The sequence below is a fragment of the Donghicola eburneus genome (genome assembly GCF_900115865.1).
Taxonomy (GTDB): Bacteria; Pseudomonadota; Alphaproteobacteria; order Rhodobacterales; family Rhodobacteraceae; genus Donghicola; species Donghicola eburneus.
In genome coordinates, this window is record NZ_FOXY01000008.1 from 1 (window position 1) to 16,323 (window position 16,323).

Annotated in this window: 18 protein-coding genes and 1 pseudogene; 2 read left to right on the forward strand and 17 right to left on the reverse strand. The window is 60.3% G+C overall.

Annotation, left to right across the window (positions count from 1 at the left end; translation table 11 throughout):
* Window positions 1–338: pseudogene (locus BM225_RS14170) on the forward strand (integrase core domain-containing protein); the annotation flags it as partial.
* 229 nt (window positions 339–567) lie between these two features.
* On the opposite strand, the gene BM225_RS14175 reads toward BM225_RS14170, so the two are convergent.
* Window positions 568–1,461 (reverse strand): LysR family transcriptional regulator, encoded by an 894-nt coding sequence (locus BM225_RS14175; RefSeq protein WP_072709474.1) that lies wholly within the window; start codon window positions 1,459–1,461, stop codon window positions 568–570.
* Between the two features lie 241 nt (window positions 1,462–1,702).
* Here BM225_RS14175 and BM225_RS14180 point away from each other — a divergent pair, with 241 nt between their 5' ends.
* Window positions 1,703–2,980 carry an NAD(P)/FAD-dependent oxidoreductase gene (locus tag BM225_RS14180; RefSeq protein WP_072709477.1) on the forward strand — a complete coding sequence of 426 codons (1,278 nt, stop codon included), beginning with the start codon at window positions 1,703–1,705 and terminating at the stop codon, window positions 2,978–2,980.
* A 3-nt stretch (window positions 2,981–2,983) separates the two neighbouring features.
* Here BM225_RS14180 and hypE read toward each other — a convergent pair whose 3' ends face one another.
* The 16 genes from hypE to BM225_RS14255 form a co-directional block, all read right to left on the reverse strand.
* Window positions 2,984–4,012: a hydrogenase expression/formation protein HypE gene (hypE, locus tag BM225_RS14185; RefSeq protein WP_072709479.1), complete on the reverse strand. Its 1,029-nt coding sequence runs from the start codon at window positions 4,010–4,012 to the stop codon at window positions 2,984–2,986.
* Entirely contained in the window at window positions 4,009–5,151 is a 1,143-nt protein-coding gene (hypD, locus tag BM225_RS14190; RefSeq protein WP_072709481.1) for a hydrogenase formation protein HypD, read from the reverse strand. Before hypD ends, hypE begins: the two co-directional genes overlap by 4 nt.
* On the reverse strand, window positions 5,148–5,438 hold the full coding sequence (hypC, locus tag BM225_RS14195) for a HypC/HybG/HupF family hydrogenase formation chaperone (protein WP_072709484.1): 291 nt from the start codon (window positions 5,436–5,438) through the stop codon (window positions 5,148–5,150). The genes hypD and hypC overlap by 4 nt, the downstream gene beginning before the upstream one ends.
* Before the next feature lie 3 nt (window positions 5,439–5,441).
* Window positions 5,442–6,917, reverse strand: a complete 1,476-nt coding sequence (locus tag BM225_RS14200; RefSeq protein ID WP_083595777.1) for a sigma-54-dependent transcriptional regulator — start codon at window positions 6,915–6,917, stop codon at window positions 5,442–5,444.
* Window positions 6,917–7,771, reverse strand: a complete 855-nt coding sequence (hypB, locus tag BM225_RS14205; protein WP_072709488.1) for a hydrogenase nickel incorporation protein HypB — start codon at window positions 7,769–7,771, stop codon at window positions 6,917–6,919. Before hypB ends, BM225_RS14200 begins: the two co-directional genes overlap by 1 nt.
* A complete protein-coding gene (hypA, locus tag BM225_RS14210; RefSeq protein WP_072709490.1) occupies window positions 7,771–8,112 on the reverse strand; it encodes a hydrogenase maturation nickel metallochaperone HypA in 342 nt (113 codons plus the stop codon). Before hypA ends, hypB begins: the two co-directional genes overlap by 1 nt.
* Complete coding sequence (locus BM225_RS14215; RefSeq protein ID WP_072709492.1) at window positions 8,105–8,983, reverse strand: hypothetical protein; 879 nt, start codon at window positions 8,981–8,983, stop codon at window positions 8,105–8,107. Before BM225_RS14215 ends, hypA begins: the two co-directional genes overlap by 8 nt.
* Before the next feature lies 1 nt (window position 8,984).
* On the reverse strand, window positions 8,985–9,800 hold the full coding sequence (gene hybE, locus BM225_RS14220) for a [NiFe]-hydrogenase assembly chaperone HybE (protein WP_072709494.1): 816 nt from the start codon (window positions 9,798–9,800) through the stop codon (window positions 8,985–8,987).
* Window positions 9,797–10,633: a hydrogenase expression/formation protein gene (locus tag BM225_RS14225; protein WP_072709496.1), complete on the reverse strand. Its 837-nt coding sequence runs from the start codon at window positions 10,631–10,633 to the stop codon at window positions 9,797–9,799. The genes hybE and BM225_RS14225 overlap by 4 nt, the downstream gene beginning before the upstream one ends.
* A 21-nt stretch (window positions 10,634–10,654) precedes the next feature.
* Complete coding sequence (locus BM225_RS14230; RefSeq protein WP_072709498.1) at window positions 10,655–11,050, reverse strand: thioredoxin domain-containing protein; 396 nt, start codon at window positions 11,048–11,050, stop codon at window positions 10,655–10,657.
* A 10-nt stretch (window positions 11,051–11,060) separates the two neighbouring features.
* Entirely contained in the window at window positions 11,061–11,381 is a 321-nt protein-coding gene (locus BM225_RS14235) for a HypC/HybG/HupF family hydrogenase formation chaperone (RefSeq protein ID WP_072709500.1), read from the reverse strand.
* Between the two features lie 3 nt (window positions 11,382–11,384).
* Window positions 11,385–11,993 carry a HyaD/HybD family hydrogenase maturation endopeptidase gene (locus BM225_RS14240; RefSeq protein ID WP_072709502.1) on the reverse strand — a complete coding sequence of 203 codons (609 nt, stop codon included), beginning with the start codon at window positions 11,991–11,993 and terminating at the stop codon, window positions 11,385–11,387.
* A 286-nt stretch (window positions 11,994–12,279) separates the two neighbouring features.
* Window positions 12,280–13,056, reverse strand: a complete 777-nt coding sequence (gene cybH / locus BM225_RS14245) for a Ni/Fe-hydrogenase, b-type cytochrome subunit (protein ID WP_072709504.1) — start codon at window positions 13,054–13,056, stop codon at window positions 12,280–12,282.
* A gap of 3 nt (window positions 13,057–13,059) precedes the next feature.
* On the reverse strand, window positions 13,060–13,236 hold the full coding sequence (locus BM225_RS21840) for a DUF6732 family protein (protein ID WP_177218633.1): 177 nt from the start codon (window positions 13,234–13,236) through the stop codon (window positions 13,060–13,062).
* A gap of 15 nt (window positions 13,237–13,251) precedes the next feature.
* Entirely contained in the window at window positions 13,252–15,042 is a 1,791-nt protein-coding gene (locus tag BM225_RS14250) for a nickel-dependent hydrogenase large subunit (RefSeq protein ID WP_072709506.1), read from the reverse strand.
* Window positions 15,043–15,045: 3 nt separating this feature from the next.
* On the reverse strand, window positions 15,046–16,131 hold the full coding sequence (locus BM225_RS14255; protein ID WP_072709508.1) for a hydrogenase small subunit: 1,086 nt from the start codon (window positions 16,129–16,131) through the stop codon (window positions 15,046–15,048).
* Window positions 16,132–16,323: the final 192 nt, after the last annotated feature.

Genomic DNA, 16,323 nt, shown 5'->3' on the forward strand with positions numbered 1-16,323 from the left:
GCGTGGCACGTGAACTGACGACCCTCATCGATCGGCGGGGAAAGCCCGGGATGATTGTCAGCGATAATGGGACCGAACTAACTTCTAATGCTATCTTGCGGTGGTGCTCCGAGAACCACATCGAATGGCATTATATCGCGCCGGGAAAGCCGATGCAGAATGGCTTTGTCGAAAGCTTTAATGGGCGAATGCGAGACGAGCTATTGAATGAGACGATGTTCCGCAATCTGGCACACACCCGCGCGGTGATCGCTGCATGGGCCGCCGATTACAATACAGAGCGCCCGCATTCCGCGTTGGATTACCGCACGCCTGCCGAATATGCCCGAACTTTAAACCACGCAATCGCCAATCGGCGTAAATACCCTTCAGGCTCAAATCGCCGCTGGATGAATGTTCAGTGGCAGGTCACTACGACCCCGCAAGCTCTCCCAGCTCTCGTTCATCTCTGTCCGATCCCCAAGGGAATGGATAAGCGCCGTGACGCGTGCGCGATACATGTCGGAAACACGAAGCGGGAAACGTAAGGGGAGATGCTCCCGAGCAGAATTTGTGCGGCGACGAAACTCAATCCTCGTAGCAGATATCCCTTAGCCAACCACTGAACGCCTGTAATGGTCCGTACTTCCCATTCTCCAAGGGCCAACAGAGATAGTACCGTGAGCTGCTTGTTAATGTCGCTTCGCATGCTCGGACGAGTACACCGTGCTCCAGTTCGTCCTTAATCAAAAAATCAGGAAGCAAAGCCACCCCCATCCCTGACATCGCCGCTTGGGCTGCCGTGGCAAACTGATCAAACAGCATACCTTCTAGGGCGGGCGCCAAAACACCATGTAGCGCAAAAAACTGCTCCCAGGCATCCGGACGTGAACTTAAATGCAGGAGTGGGGTAAGCAGGAGGTCTTCGACAGTCTCTAACCGATGCTGCTGTTTGAAATCTGGTGAACATGCTGGAACAACGACTTCCCCTCGGAGTAACTGGAAGCCGCAATCTGGCCAATCCGGCTCGCCAAAATGGATGGCGGCGTCGATCGCCTCGCTCCGAAAATCGAACTGGCTCATTTTGGTGACGAGATTGATCGTCACGCCAGGGTTCCTACCTAGAAAGTCAGGCAAGCGTGGTGCGAGCCATCGTGTTCCGAATGTTGGGAGGATCGCCAAGTTGAGCGTTCCGCCAGAGGGGTTCGCGCGGAGGCTCATTGAGGCGGAAGATATTTTTTGCAAGGCTTCGCGAATTTCGCGCGCATACCGTTCGCCGCCGGAGGTCAATCTCAGGCTCTGCTTTTCACGATAGAAAAGTTCGGTCCCTAGCTGTTCCTCCAAGGCGCGAATTTGTCGCGACACCGCGCTTTGGGTCAGAGACAGTTCTTTGGCGGCTGCGGTGACATTCTGCGTACGCGCTGTGACCTCAAAGGCCTGAAGCAAAGACGTCGAGGGTAAGAAGCGTCGGGGAATCGGCATGGTTCGTTCGCTCTGATAGTGAGCCTTTGACTTAGCACGTGCATGACAAAGAGGAATATCAAAGGCTCTTTGCTACATGTCGCACCGGAAATCTAAGATAAATAGGCTCAATAAGAACCGCTTGAGCGTCGCTCAGGCGTTTGAGGTATTCGGGATTGGAATAACCTCAAACCCAACTCTTTCTAGCGCGAAGCATAGAGTTCGGACAATCTGATTTCAGCAATCTAATCGCGAGGCCTGAATGAACAGCACGTCGTCCCATGGCCTTTGGGGTCGAACTGCGCCGAATGCGCCCATCGCCGAGAAGCTCGGGACGAACCATGTCTGCGACGTTGCGGTGATTGGTGGGGGCTACACGGGGTTGTCCGCAGCGCTGCACTTAGCAGAGCGCGGTATGACAGTCGCAGTACTCGAGGCAGAGACGGTGGGGTTTGGCGGGTCAGGCCGAAATGTCGGCTTGGTTAACGCGGGCATGTGGGTCATGCCTGAAACTCTAAAGCAAACCTTGGGCGCAGACCTTGGCGGCCGGATGCTCTCGTTTTTGGAGGAGGGGCCTGCGCACGTTTTCGAATTGATCGACCGCTTTGGCATTGCGTGCGAAGCGCAGCGAAACGGCACCTTGCATTGTGCGGTTGGGGCGGCGGGGCTCAGTGAAGTAATCGAGCGTGCGGCGCAGTGGCGCCAGTTAGATGCACCAGTCGAGGTGTTGGACAAGAAAGCCGCCGCCACCAAGCTTGGGACTGGATGTTTCGAGGGGGCGCTTTGGGATCACCGCGCGGGAACCGTGCAGCCCTTGGCTTATGCTCGTGGACTTGCGGGGGCTGCAGTTGGCTTAGGGGCCAAACTGTTTGAGCACTCTCCGGTTTTGAAAACCGAACATGACGGGAGTAGGTGGGTTCTGACCACACCGATGGGCAGCGTCAGGTCTGAGTGGCTCATTGCTGCGACAAATATCTATTCGACGTGTGTCCACGGTGAAGTGGCCAACAGCCAGACAATCCTGCCCTATTTCAACATCGCCACCAAGCCGTTGCCCGACAGACTGCGCGCGGAAATCCTGCCCGAAAAACAAGGAGCATGGGACACGCGATCTGTCCTGACCTCTTTCCGGATGGATAACGCAGGGCGTTTGATCTTTGGGAGCGTGGGGCAGCTTGGGATTGAGGCGTCGTGCCATGCTGCTTTTGCGCGCCGCAGTATACAGGCAATGTATCCGCAGCTGCGTAATGTGGAATTCGAGCATTTTTGGTGGGGTCAAATCGGCATGACCGGTGACAACCTGCCAAGGCTTGGACAATTGGGCCCCAAGGCAGTGGCGGTCGGTGGGTACAACGGTCGCGGGATCGCGCCTGGCACCGTGTATGGCCGCGCCTTGGCCCAGCATATTGCTGGGGAAATCGCACTTGAAGATATACCGGTGCCCATCCGTTCGCTCAAACCCGCGCCGTTCCGTCAGCTCAAGGGGCTCGGCATTCGTGCGGGCGCAGCAGCCCTCCACGCCGTGGCGCAGAGGGTCTAAGGTCTAGCAAATCCGCGGAAGTTGCTCGCCCACCAGCATGTCCACGATGCGCGCTCCGCCGAACAGAGTGCGCATGGTCACCTGACCCTTTGGCCCCTGTTTCGCGCGGCCGATGATGCAAGCGTCGCGACCTGCCTCGGTGGATTTCATCGCGTCTAGGGCGGCCTCTGCCTGACCTTCGGGGACGAACAGGACCAAGGTGCCTTCGTTCGCCAGATACAGCGGATCAAGGCCAAGGATTTCGCAGACCCCTTTGACTTCGGTGCGCAGGGGCAGTGCGGCTTCCTCGATCTCAATGGCCAAACCGCAGGCCTCTGCCATCTCATTCAGGGCACTCGCGACGCCGCCACGGGTGGCATCGCGGCAGGCCTGCACGTCAGCCGCCGCGCAAACCGCCTGCATCAGGTGGCCGAGGCCCTGACAATCGGACTGGATGTCGGTGGACAGCATCATATCGCCACGAGCCGCCAGAATGGCCGCGCCGTGATCGCCAAGGACGCCGTTCACGATGGCGACGTCGCCCTCTTGGATACGGTCGGCGGACAGTGTGCGTCCCGCTGGGATTACACCCACACCCGAGGTGGTGATGAACACCTTATCCGCGCTGCCCCGGCCCACGACCTTGGTGTCGCCGGTGATGATGCGGACGCCAGCCTTTTCCGCCTCGATCCGCATGGACTCCACGATCCGGCGCAGCAGGGCGATTTCAGTGCCCTCTTCGATGATGAACGCAGCCGACAGCCACAGGGGTTTTGCACCCCCAACCGCCAAGTCGTTCACCGTGCCACAGACGGCGATTTTGCCGATGTCCCCGCCGGGGAATTCCACCGGATCAACCACAAAGCTGTCGGTGGTAAAGGCCAGCCGCGCACCCGGTTTCTGTAGCGCGGCATCCATCAAGCGGGCCTGATCCTCCATCCCGTCGGGCTGGAAGACCGAAGTAAAGACACTCTCGATCAGATCGCGCATCGCCTTGCCGCCGCCGCCGTGGGCCAGCGTGACGGTGTCCTGTTTCAGTCGCATCATGTTCATTCGGCTGCCTCCACTGCGCGGGCTCCGCCGTATTGGTAGTAGGCTGCGCAGGCCCCTTCGGAGCTGACCATCAACGCGCCAAGGGGCATTTCGGGTGTGCAGCCTTTGCCGAACATCGGGCATTGGGTGGGCTTCATCCGGCCGGTCATGACCGCGCCGCATTCGCAGCCCTCGGGTTCCTGAACGGACCGCGTGCCAGTGGCGTAACCGATGCCGAACTTCTCTTCGGCATCAAAGGCTTTGTATGTCTCGCGGATGCGCAGACCGGAATGGTCGATTTCCCCGAGGCCACGCCACTCAAAGCTGGGGCGCTGTTCATAAACATCGTCAATCGCGGCGATGCTGACGGGGTTGCCGTGTTCGGGCACCACGCGGGCGTATTGGTTCTGCACCACAGCTTTGCCGTCACGGATCTGCTCCAGCACCATCAGTACCGATTGCAGCAGGTCGAGCGGCTCGAACCCCGCCACGACGATGGGCTTGCCGTAATCGTCCGCAATAAAATCATAGGGATGCGTGCCAATCACCATGCTCACGTGGCCCGGTCCGACAAAGCCGTCCAGCTTCATGTAGGGGTCATCCAGCAGCGCCTTGATCGGCGGCGGCACGGTGATGTGGTTGCAGAAGACGGTGAAGTTGGTCAGCCCTTCCCGCGATGCCTGCTGGATCGACAGAGCGGTCGAGGGCGTGGTCGTCTCGAACCCGAGGCCAAAGAAAATCACCTCCTTGTCGGGGTTCCGGCGGGCCAGTTCCAGCGCGTCCAAGGGCGAGTAGACCATGCGGATATCCGCGCCGTCCGCCTTGGCCTGAAGCAAGGATTTGCGGGTGCCGGGCACGCGCATCGCATCGCCAAAGGTGGTGAAGATTACGTTGGGCTGTTCGGCCAGTTGGACGCATTCGTCCACGCGGCTCATGGGTAGAACGCAGACAGGGCAACCGGGGCCGTGGATGAATTCGATCCCCGGATGGGTCAGCTTATCAAGACCATAGCGGAAGATCGCGTGGGTGTGGCCGCCGCATATCTCCATGATCCGGACAGGATTTTCTTCGGTCGCGCCGATCTGGTCGCAAACGCGGGCGATAGCATCCAACGCTGCGCGGGCTGCGATGGGGTCGCGGAATTCGTCAGCGTATTTCATACCCGTCCCTCCAGTGCGGCGTCGCCGGCGGCCATCGCCTCTAGGGTTTCCTGCGCCTCGCCTAGGCCACGCAGAGCCTCTAGGGTTTTCTCCGCCTCGTCCTCGTCGATCTCTGCCATGGCAAAGCCCACGTGGATCAGGGCCCACTTGCCAATGACATCCTCTAAAGCGCCGGTGACGATGGGCGCGATGTTCACCTCGCGCCGCACGCCCGACACTTCGGCCATGGCCATCATGCGGGTGGGGTCGGTGATGGCTGTGATCTGACCGGGAATTCCCAGACACATGGCTTAATCCTCCCTCTCGTCGGCATCGGCATGGGTGTCGATCCCGTAACGTTCAATCTTGGCGCGCAGGCCGACGCGGGACAGGCCCAACTCGTTGGCGGCGCGGCTCTTGTTCCATTTCAGACGGGTGAGCGTTTCGCGCAGGATGCGCATCTCGATCACCTCGATCCGTTCTTTCAGGGTGCCCTCAGTGGTCAGGACCGCGTCGGTGTGCATGTCCGAGTGGGCATCGCGGGGCGCGGCCTGCAGGATGTGACGGCTGATCAGTTCCGGCCCAAGCGTGGCATCCTGCGAGAAGATCAGCATTCGGGTCATCTCGTTCTCAAGCTCGCGCTGGTTGCCCGGCCAGTCGTAGTTGCCGAGGAAGCGCAGGGCGTCGTCAGAAATCCCGTGGACGGGTTTGCCGTGCTTGGCCGCCGCATCGAACAACAGGCGCTGCGCCAGTACCGGCAGATCACCAAGGCGGCTGCGCAGGGGCGGGATGTGCAGAGCGGTGGGGCCAAGCGCATGATAAAGGTCCCCGCGGAAGCGGCCCTCGCTGACTTCTTGGCGCAGGTCCTTTTCGCTACCCGACAGAATGCGGATGTCCGACCGGATCATTTCGTACCCGCCAAGGGGGCGGAACGAACCCTCGGTTGCGACACGTAGCAGGGCCAGCTGCATACGGGGGCTCAGATCATGGATCCCGCTGATATAGAGCGTCCCACGATCGGCCTTTTGCAAGAGGCCGGTTTTCTTGGAGGCCAGACCAGGCACAGCGCCGCGACGGGCCCCAAATAGCTCGATCTCCAGAATCTCGTCATCTATCCCAGTTACGTCAATTTCGTAAAAAGGACGATCCGAGCGTAACGACGCATAATGCATGGCCCGCGCGATCTGGCCTTTGCCAGTACCAGCCTCGCCCTGCAGCAGCACAGGCACGTCAAAGCTGGCGAACTGGCGGGCCTGTTCGATCACCGCGTTCAGGGGCGAATTGGCAGAGCGAAGCACATTCTCGAACCCCATGCCTTCGCGCAGGGCTTTGCGCTGATCCTCGACGCTGCTTTCGACGCGGCGGGCCAGATAGCGCATTTCCAGCGACATCCGCTCGTGATCGCGGTTCAGGCGGAACAAATCGGTGGCGTTTTTGGCAACCATGAGCAGTTGGTCTGGATGCCAAGGCTTGGTCAGGAACTGGTAGATTCCCGCGTCATTGATCGCGGAAATCATGTCGTTGGTTTCGGTGTAGCCGGTGATGATGATCCGCACGGTGTCGGGCCAGCGTTCACGGACCTCGGCCAGAAATTCCACGCCCGATTTGCCCGGCATCCGCTGATCGCAAAAGATCACCTGAATGTCCTGTTCCTGCATGATCGCCAACGCGGGTTCGGCGCCCGTCGCTGTGTAGCAGTCAAAGTCATCCTCCAGCGCCATGCGCATCGCCGAGAGGCTGTGCTCTTCGTCGTCAACCAGTAGGATAGAGGGCAAAGGGGCAGTCATTATTCCGCAGCCTCGGGTTTTGCTTTCTGGGCCAGACGGTCGCGCAGCCATTGCAGCCAGACATCCATGCCTTCGCCAGTGCGGGCGCTGACGCGGATGATCTCGATGCTCGGGTTCACGCGGCGCAGGTTCTCTTCGTAGAGGTCCAGATCCACGTCGCAATAGGGGGCCAGATCGACCTTGTTCAAGAGCGCCAGACGCGAGGCGGTGAACATGTCGGGGTATTTCAGCGGCTTGTCCTCGCCTTCGGTCACGGACAGGATCGCGACTTTGGCGTCCTCTCCCAGATCGAAGCCAGCGGGGCAGACAAGGTTACCGACGTTCTCGATGAACAGCACGGACTGGTTGGACAGGTCCAGATGTTCCATCGCGTGGCCGACCATGTGACCGTCCAAGTGGCAACCCTTGCCGGTGTTGACCTGCACGGCCTTGGCCCCAGTAGCACGGATGCGGTCGGCGTCGTTGGCAGTCTGCTGGTCGCCTTCGATCACCGCGAGCGGCTGATCGCCAAGCGCCTCGATGGTTTTGCACAACAAGGTGGTTTTGCCCGAACCAGGCGAGCTGACAAGGTTCAGCGTCAGGATTTCGCGGTCGGCCAGAATGGCACGGTTCGCATCGGCATAGCGGTCGTTCTTGGCCAGAATGTCTGTCTCGATCTCGATCAGACGCTCTTGGGTCATACCAGGCACTTCGACACCAGCGGGGCCTTGGCCAAAGTGGATGTCACCGTGGTGATGATGATGGTGGTGTCCATGGCCGTTGTCATGGTCGTGATGATGATGGCCCGAGCCGTGATCGTGGTGATGGCTGTGCCCTTCGACACTGCCGGTTCCGCATCCGCAAACATTACACATCAGACTACCTCCAGATCCTTGATCCGCATTTCATCGCCCCCGACGGGCATCAGCTTGCCACCGCCGCAATCGGGGCAGGGGTCCAAGCGGTTTTCAATCTCGACCTCGTGGATGCAGTCGTAGCACATGGCTCGACCGGGCAGGTCGATCATCTCCAGTCGCGCGCCTTCGGCGACCGAGCCGCGCATCACCACGTCAAAAGCAAAGCTCAGCGCGTCCTTTTCCACTCCGGAAAAACGGCCAATCTCGACCCGCACGGATTTCACACGCGTGATGGCATGGGCGCGAGCCTGATCTTCGATCACGTTGCGGATGCCTTCGCACAGGGACATCTCATGCATGATGCGGCCTCCTTTGCAGGGTCACGGGGGCACAGGGATCGAGCAGATCGACCACGGCTTGCGCCCTATCCTGACCGCAAGGGGGCAGGCTCTCAAGGGTGCGTTGCATCACACCACCTTCGGCCATCAAGTGGTCGGTCGGCGTGATGCGGGTGAATTCGGCCACGCGGCCACTTTCGGTACGGGCGCGGACGGCGTATATGCCGCGCGCCGCCGGAACGGTGACGCATCCGTCCGGCAGCACGCGGGCCTCGGGACGCCAGCCACTCAACACGGCCCCGAGGTCGATCGCCCGTCCGAGAATACGCCAGAGGGGCCCACGGCCGAAAACCTGTTCCACATCCTGCATCAGCGGGTGGGCCCGACGGCGGGCGGAAACAGAGTTCTCTTGCGGCGCGAGAGAGAGGTGGCGCGTCTCATCAGGGACGGGCAGCCCGTTCGCCACAGCCTCGGCTGGGGCAAAACGGGACATCACAGCCGCTACCAGCGGGGCCAAAGCCGCGCTGCCAGAGGCGAAAACTTTCAACTCGTTCACATCGTCCGGCAGACCGGCGCCGAAAAGATGGGTGTTCAGATCGTCCGCCTGCATCGGAATGGGCGGCAGCCCGAAATGCTGGGGCCAGATCAGACAGAGACGCAAGAGGTGCTCGCGCCGGATTTCATCGGCCAAGTCGCCAGAGGCGTCGGGTGCAGATAGGCCAAGGGCCAGCCTGACGGCCGTGCTTTGTGCCGCGCGGCACAGGTTAAAGACGCGCGGCAGGGTTTCGGCCACCTCTTCGACGGGGCGTCCGATCACCAGTCGCGTCACCGGCAGGGCCGGGGCGGGAATGGCGGTCCAACGGTCCGCGTCAAAAGAGGTGGGCGCATTCATGTCACTCGGCCTCGGTGGATGCCATGCCGGCCGAAATAACCTGACGGCGGGTCGGTGCTTCGGGGATGTCGACTTTGTCTTCTTCGGCGGCTTGCGCTTCGGCTTCGGCAGCCTCGACGGCGGCGATCTCCTCTTCGCGGGCGGCGCGGATGTCCGCGCTGCGATCCGTTTCGGCGCGGTGTTCTTCTTGGAACAGCGCAACCATCACGGCTTCGGCGACCTCGACCGCCGAGGCCTGCGATTTGAAGTCCCCCATGGGCGAGAACAGCGAGCACGCTTTGTAGCCGCCGGTCTGCTCGCGGGTGTTGCAGATGAACTCGTAATCGCCTGACGGGAAGCGAATGATTTCCTTGGAACCGGCCATCAAGTCGTTCCAATCCTCGCCCTCAGCGGGAAGTTGGATCAGGTTCATGAACCACGGGGAAATCAGTACACCCAAGGGGCGTCCTTCGTGCATCCGCCAGCCAACGGCCTGCACGTGCAGCAGTTTGTTCACGATCGGCACGTCACGCATTTTGGCGTGCCAAACTTCGGTGAAATCGGTCACGAGAGCAGAGGTTTTCGCGGACAGCACCGCAGCTTCTGCCATCGCGTCCGAACCAGGGTCGTGGTTCACCAGAAACTGCTCTTTGGGCGCGTCGCAGTTCGGGCAGGACCAGTCATCGGGCAGGTGCATAAAGGGCGTGCCCGGCAGAACCTGACGGGTGTCATCGCCCTCTTCGGGGTCATAGGGGGTCCAGCAGATCTTGCACTCCATGACGGCGCGCGGACTGATCTTGTCGTTGGCTCCCAGATAGCTGCCTTCGAAACCGCTCATCGGATGGCCTCCAGCACTTCGACCAGACGCTCGCCGCTGTCGATCAGGTCTTCGGGGGCGGCGACGGTCACTTCGGGGATTGCGGTCACTTCGAACGTGTCAAGGATCAGGACATCCATCGAATTGAAGAACTGCACGCGCCAGACGTTCGGCAGGGCGGTCGCGGTGACACGGCAGTTACCGTAGCCGCGCGATAGGATGTCGGTCGCACCTTGCCCAAGCGCCTTGTCCAGCCACTCCAGATCCTGCTCGGTGTGAGGCAGAAGGGTCAGGTTGATCACGTGCACTTCGTCGCCGATTTGGTATCCGGCAGACTTGTCCTGCAGCTCCACCATCAGCGGCGGGGCATTCAGAACGCCGGGGGCTTTGGGCGCATCGGTGCCCAACGCGGCGCGGCGGGGATTGAACGCACGGTCGCGCGCCACGGTGGGCGAAGGGCCGACTTCGATCATGTCCATGCCAGCGGCTTTCATGACCCAGATGCCCGCAAAGACCGACTCTTGGGCAGCGACGGCGGGAATGCCGTGCATCTTCATCGAGACTTCGCCTTGGCCCATGGTTTCTGCGATCAGGCGACGGTTCTCGGCGTCCAAATCACTCAGGTCAAACGTCTGGTTAGCGGCACCTTCGCCGCAAGCTTTCGCGGCACCTGCAACGGCGGCCATCAGTTCCATGGCGGGACGCAGGTTCTCGTCGATCTCCATGTCGGGATAGTGCGTGTGATACGTGCGCATGTCCTGCGGCATGGGCATGTACTGCAGCTCTTCGCCAGTTTCATCCTGCTGCGAGCCGGGGCCGTAGCCCATGGGGGGCAGGTGGAAGTTGCTAACCATCTGTCGTCTCTCCTGTCGGCCTTAGGCGTCTGCGATTTCGCATGTGGCGCTCTGGGCCAGAATTTGGGTGATGCGGGCCATGTATTCATCCCAGTCCCGCACGCGGGGAATGCCGCCGATCATCTGGCCTTCGCGGTAGAAGATCAGGCTGGGGGTCTTGAGGACTTTGGTCTCCTCGCGGACCTTTTGTTCGATGTCGTCACCCACGACGGCGCAGTCAAAGCGGCCCTGAAAGGCCTGTTTGATTTCGGGCAGGATCACAGCCACATCTGCGGTTTCCAGATTGCGCTTGGGGTCGCCGGGGACAAACAGGACATGCACGCCTTCGCGGCTGGTGAATTCGGTCAAGTCGTGCTGGTTGTCCAGTTTGGGCCAGCTGAACTCGGTGGTCAGACGGTCAATCAAAGGATGGGTCATAGCGGGTCTCTCAAGCTGTGGTTTTGCCCGCGTCCAACGCGGCTTGCAGATGGGGCGGCAATTGCGGGGCGCGGTTGTCCAGATCGGCAAACGCATCGCCCAGGTCGTTGCCCTCCATCAGGTTGCGCAAACCGTCGAGCGCGGCAGTGATCTTGCGGGCCTCGTCCTCGGTGATGATTTCGCGGGCCGCGCCAAGGAAGGTCAGGATCCAGTCACCCACCTGCACAGGGCCGGTCAGGGACAGATCGATCAGAGCCTCTTCGCGGCCATCGGTGGCACGGGCGGCGATGCCGTCGACTGACAGCACCTGCATCGGTACGCCGACACACATGGCTCAGGCGCTTTCGGGAAAGAAGCGATGGTCGCCGGTGCGGCAGGCGTCTTCTTCGGACGGGCGACCGTCCTCGTAGGCGCTGCGCAGGATCGAGGGGTCCGCCAGATTGCTGGTGTCGCCTTCGCCCTCAATAGGGTGGATGCCCATTTCTGCCAGCTTTTGCATGGCGATCTCGATGGCGGGGTCGATGCGGGCGGCGACCAGGTCGCGCAGACCTCCGCCGTAATCCTCCAGCTCGACGGGCTGGCAGCCGATCAGGACCAGACGCTCGGGGCAGTAGCCCATCAGTTGCGCGGTCGCGATGACGTCCTGAAAACCGGTCTGGTGTAGGCTCATCTTTTTGGCGCCCATGAAAGAGGGCACGTCCTGATCTTCGACGATTTTCAGAGTGCCTGCGGGCAGACCGTAATCCACTGCGTCGAACACGATCAGCGCGTCTGCTTCTTCAAGGAAGGGGAGGAGATAGAGACCCTGAGTGCCACCGTCGAGAACTTTTACATTCGGACCAAAAGCCGTGGTCTGCGCGAGCCGCTCAACACAACGCACACCAAAACCTTCGTCGGCCCACAACACATTACCAATACCCAGAACCAACACACTCGGCGTCATCTTTGTCTCCTCCCTAGACCGGTGGGCTGGTAGCCAGCTTTCCGGTTTCCCTTGGTTCCGGTAGTTTGGCAGGCCATTCGAAGGGATGGAAGAAATTCACCTTTTGGGCTGAGAAAACTATTTCCTTTGAATTTTGGTATGTTAGCTGAAATTCAGCGTTTTAGTCGCTTAGTAATGTGGCAAGTAAGTAACCACAAATTTAGTATTTTGGAATATTGTTATCATGCAGAAAGGCGGACCCGAAGATCCGCCTTTCCGATTCCTATCCAAAGTGACAGCGCCGTGATCAATCGGGGCGGTCGTCCTTGAACGTCCGATGACCCGAGATCATGGTCGAGACCATGGACTGGCGGCTCATGATGTCTTCGCGGATCGCCACGTAGATGTGGATGATCACAAAGATCACGATGAACCACATGCCGATGTGGTGCAGGCTGTGCAGCACTTGGGTGTTCCCAACCAGCGCGATCAGCCAGCCCATGACCAGATCGGGCAGACTGCCCTGACCTGCGCCCTCGGCATACAGCGCCCAACCGGTTGCCAGCATGAAGACAGTCCCCAGCGTGATGAAGAAGAACATGGCGACTTGCGCCAGCGGGTTATGACCCACGTACTTCTTGGGCTCTTTTTCCATGAACAGGTACCAGCGGATTTCGAACATGATCTCCGCCCACCAATGTTTGTTCCAGAACGGGACATAGAACAGCTGTTTTGCGTGGTGGTTGCCCGTGATCGCCACGTAGATGCGGGCAAAGAAGCCCACAGTCATCAGCTGGCCCGCCGCAAAGTGCGCAAAGCGGATGTAGCCCATGACGAATTGGTAGGTCGCCTCGGCAAAGGTCATGGTCGGCAGCGGGCTGGCGATGAACCAGCCAGTGATGCACAGAACCACGATGCACAGAGCATTGCCCCAGTGCCACAGGCGGACAGGCCATTCGTAGACAAAGACAGAGGTCCGACGACGGATACTATCGATGTCCTCGGCCGTGGCGTCGCCGGTCAGCTGGGCTGTCGGCAACGGGTTCACGTCCATATTCGGTCGGTGAATTGTATCCTCGGGCATGGCTCACTCCTTCCGGCGTGCGGTGCGCAGGGTGTACAGGACACCCGCCACGGCAATGAGACCAAGACCGTGCATCGGCGACAGCAGCCAGTGCGATGCGCCCGAAAGGGCGGCATCGTGGCCTGTGTGCGCCTGAGCAGCAGTTGCGCCGAACAGAAGAGCAAGAGTGAAGTATTTCATTGTTTGATCCTCTGATTAGCGCACTTTTACAGTGGTCAGTTCGTCACCATCCGGCGACATCACGTGGGTCGAGCAAGCAAGGCAAGGGTCGAAGCTGTGCAGGGTGCGCAGGATTTCGACGGGCTCGTCGGGACGCTCCATCGGGGTGTTCATCAGCGACGCTTCGAACGCACCGATGTTGCCTTTGCTGTCGCGGGGCGAGCCGTTCCAAGTGGTGGGAACCACGCACTGGTAGTTCTCGATCCGGCCGTTCTCGATTTTGACCCAGTGACCCAAGGCACCGCGGGGCGCTTCGGTCATGCCAACACCTTTGGCCTCTTTGGGCCAGGTCTTGGGATCCCACTTCTCGACGTTTGCCGTGCTCTCGTCGCCGTTCTTGATGTTCTGGACCAGCTTGTCGAAGAAGTGCTTCTGCAGGCGGCCACAGTACTCGGATTCCAGCGCGCGCGCCGCAGTCCGGCCAAGGGTCGAGAACAGAGCGTCCACGGGCAGATCCATGGTGCGCAGCAGGCCGTCGACCTGGTTTTTGATGTCCTCGTGACCTTTGGCGTAGCCGACGATGTAGCGGGCCAGCGGGCCAACTTCCATCGCGTTGCCGCGCCAACGAGGGGCCTTGATCCAGCTGTATTTGCCGGCTTCGTCCAGTTCTTTGATGTTGGTCTTGGTGCCTTTGGCATTCGGACCCAGCTCGAACTTGGGCTCGGTGCGGCCATCCCACGGGTGCAGACCCATGCCGGGCTCGCCATAGTCGTACCAGCTGTGATCTACGAACTCCTGAACCTGCTCGGGGTCGCGCGGGTCAACGTCGTGAACTTCGTTCATGTTGCCGTTGATGATCGCGCCTCGGGGCAGGTGCAGCTGCTCGGGCGAAAAGTCGTTCGGGTTCTCGGGAATGTCACCGTAGGCCAAGCAAGCCTTGGATGACAGACCGCCACCATAGAGCCAGCTCTTGTAGAAGCCGCCAATGGCGATCACGTCGGGCAGGTAAACGTTGCGGTTGAACTCGTTACACTTGTCGATGATCGACGAAACGAGGTTCAGACGCTCCATGTTGATCGCGCCGACAGCACCGGTGCTGTGGACGTTGATCGGGCAGGGAACGCCGCCAACCAGCCAGTTCGGGTGGGGGTTCTTGCCGCCAAAGATGGTGTGAACCTTGACGATCTCTTTCTGCAGATCCAGCGCTTCGAGATAGTGCGTCGTCGCCATCAGGTCTGCCTCGGGGGGCAGTTTGTAGGCGGGGTTGTCCCAGTAGCCGTTCTTGAACAGACCGAGCTGGCCCGATTCAACGAACTTCTTCAGACGGTTCTGAACGTCGCGGAAGTAGCCGGGCGAGGACAGCGGGTGGCTGGGGCTAACAGCCTGCTGCAACTCGCTGGTCGCTTTGGGGTCGGCGCGCAGAGCATTGACGGGGTTCACCCAGTCCAGCGCGTGCAGGTGGTAGAAGTGCACGACGTGGTCGTGGATCTCCAGGTTCAGCTGCATGATGTTGCGGATCGAGTTCGCGTTGTCGGGGATGGTGACCCCCAGCGCGTCTTCTACCGCACGGACCGAGGTCAGCGCGTGGGTGCCGGTGCAAACGCCGCAGATGCGCTCGGTAAAGGCCCAAGCGTCACGGGGGTCACGCCCCTTCAGGATCACTTCCAGACCGCGCCACATGGTGCCGGTGCTGACTGCGTTACGGATCACACCGTTTTCGTCGACGTTCACTTCGCAGCGCATGTGACCTTCGATACGGGTCACGGGGTCTACGACAATGCGGCGGCCGGTGTTGTCGAGGTCAAAGCCGTTCGGAGTTGCGACCATGGCTTACGCCTCCTCTTTGTCTTGAGTTTTCTTTTGCGCGGCCTTCAGCGCGCTGATCGCGGCGTGGGCAGCGACACCTGCGCCAACGACACCGGCAGCGGTCAGGCCAACCTTGTCTGCGTTCGCTTCGATGCCGAACTGGGTCAGGTCGGTGACGCGGTCATAGAAGCTGCCCTGATCCCAGAAGCCGTCTTCCGAACAACCGATACAGCCGTGGCCCGACTGGATCGGGAAGCTGACGCCTTCGTTCCAGCGGATGGTGGAACACGCGTTATAGGTGGTCGGGCCTTTGCAGCCCATCTTGTACAGGCAGTAGCCCTTGCGCGCGTGCTCGTCGTCCCACGTCTCGACGAACTGGCCGGCGTCAAAGTGCGGACGGCGGTAGCATTTGTCGTGGATGCGCTGGCTGTAGAACATCGCGGGGCGGCCCTGACGGTCCAGCTCGGGCAGACGGTCAAAGGTCAGCATGTAGGTGATCACACCGGTCATAACCTCAGCGATGGGCGGGCAGCCCGGAACCTTGATGATCGGCTTGTCGGTGATGACCTTGTGGACCGGAGTCGCTTGGGTCGGGTTCGGTTTCGCCGCCTGCACACAGCCATAGGACGCACAGGCGCCCCAGCTGATGATCGCCTTGGCGTCTTTGGCGGCATAGCGCAGCTTTTCGACAAAGGGCTTGCCGCCGGTGATGCAGAACATGCCATCTTCGTTCAGGGGCGGGTTGCCCTCAACGGCGAGGATGTAGTTGCCCTTGTACTTCTCGATGGTCTCTTCCAGCGCAGCTTCCGCCGCGTGACCTGCCGCCGCCATCAACGTGTCGTCATAGTCGAGGCTGATCATCGAAAGAACCACATCCTTGGCCAGCGGGTGCGCGGCGCGGATGAAGGATTCCGAACAACAGGTACACTCCAGACCGTGAACCCAGATCACCGGCGTACGCGGCTTGGTTTCCATGGCGTGGGCGATTTTGGGTACAAAGCTTGGGCTCAGGCCCAGGGCCGCCGCAGTCAGAGAGCAATACTTCATAAAGCTCCGCCGCGTGATCCCTTGACGCCGCATGACGTCGTAGAAGGTTTCGATCTGGCTCAAAACTGGTCCTCCCCTAACTGGATCGATTCCGTCGGGATGCAATTGCATACATTCCGTTAGTCTGAATGTCGGACAGGTGAGGATTTCGATCAAAGCGAATGGGTGCACCGGTGGCACACATTTAAAACGCAGTCAGATCAGTGGCTTGCTGTAACTATTGGGCTTGGTGCTGCGGGTGCATTCGGATGGAAT

Coding starts and splice junctions, on each gene's coding strand:
- BM225_RS14175 (WP_072709474.1), bottom strand. CDS start 1,461: ATGCCGATTCCCCGACGCTTCTTACCCTCGACGTCTTTGCTTCAGGCC.
- BM225_RS14180 (WP_072709477.1), top strand. CDS start 1,703: ATGAACAGCACGTCGTCCCATGGCCTTTGGGGTCGAACTGCGCCGAAT.
- hypE (WP_072709479.1), bottom strand. CDS start 4,012: ATGAACATGATGCGACTGAAACAGGACACCGTCACGCTGGCCCACGGC.
- hypD (WP_072709481.1), bottom strand. CDS start 5,151: ATGAAATACGCTGACGAATTCCGCGACCCCATCGCAGCCCGCGCAGCG.
- hypC (WP_072709484.1), bottom strand. CDS start 5,438: ATGTGTCTGGGAATTCCCGGTCAGATCACAGCCATCACCGACCCCACC.
- BM225_RS14200 (WP_083595777.1), bottom strand. CDS start 6,917: ATGACTGCCCCTTTGCCCTCTATCCTACTGGTTGACGACGAAGAGCAC.
- hypB (WP_072709488.1), bottom strand. CDS start 7,771: ATGTGTAATGTTTGCGGATGCGGAACCGGCAGTGTCGAAGGGCACAGC.
- hypA (WP_072709490.1), bottom strand. CDS start 8,112: ATGCATGAGATGTCCCTGTGCGAAGGCATCCGCAACGTGATCGAAGAT.
- BM225_RS14215 (WP_072709492.1), bottom strand. CDS start 8,983: ATGAATGCGCCCACCTCTTTTGACGCGGACCGTTGGACCGCCATTCCC.
- hybE (WP_072709494.1), bottom strand. CDS start 9,800: ATGAGCGGTTTCGAAGGCAGCTATCTGGGAGCCAACGACAAGATCAGT.
- BM225_RS14225 (WP_072709496.1), bottom strand. CDS start 10,633: ATGGTTAGCAACTTCCACCTGCCCCCCATGGGCTACGGCCCCGGCTCG.
- BM225_RS14230 (WP_072709498.1), bottom strand. CDS start 11,050: ATGACCCATCCTTTGATTGACCGTCTGACCACCGAGTTCAGCTGGCCC.
- BM225_RS14235 (WP_072709500.1), bottom strand. CDS start 11,381: ATGTGTGTCGGCGTACCGATGCAGGTGCTGTCAGTCGACGGCATCGCC.
- BM225_RS14240 (WP_072709502.1), bottom strand. CDS start 11,993: ATGACGCCGAGTGTGTTGGTTCTGGGTATTGGTAATGTGTTGTGGGCC.
- cybH (WP_072709504.1), bottom strand. CDS start 13,056: ATGCCCGAGGATACAATTCACCGACCGAATATGGACGTGAACCCGTTG.
- BM225_RS21840 (WP_177218633.1), bottom strand. CDS start 13,236: ATGAAATACTTCACTCTTGCTCTTCTGTTCGGCGCAACTGCTGCTCAG.
- BM225_RS14250 (WP_072709506.1), bottom strand. CDS start 15,042: ATGGTCGCAACTCCGAACGGCTTTGACCTCGACAACACCGGCCGCCGC.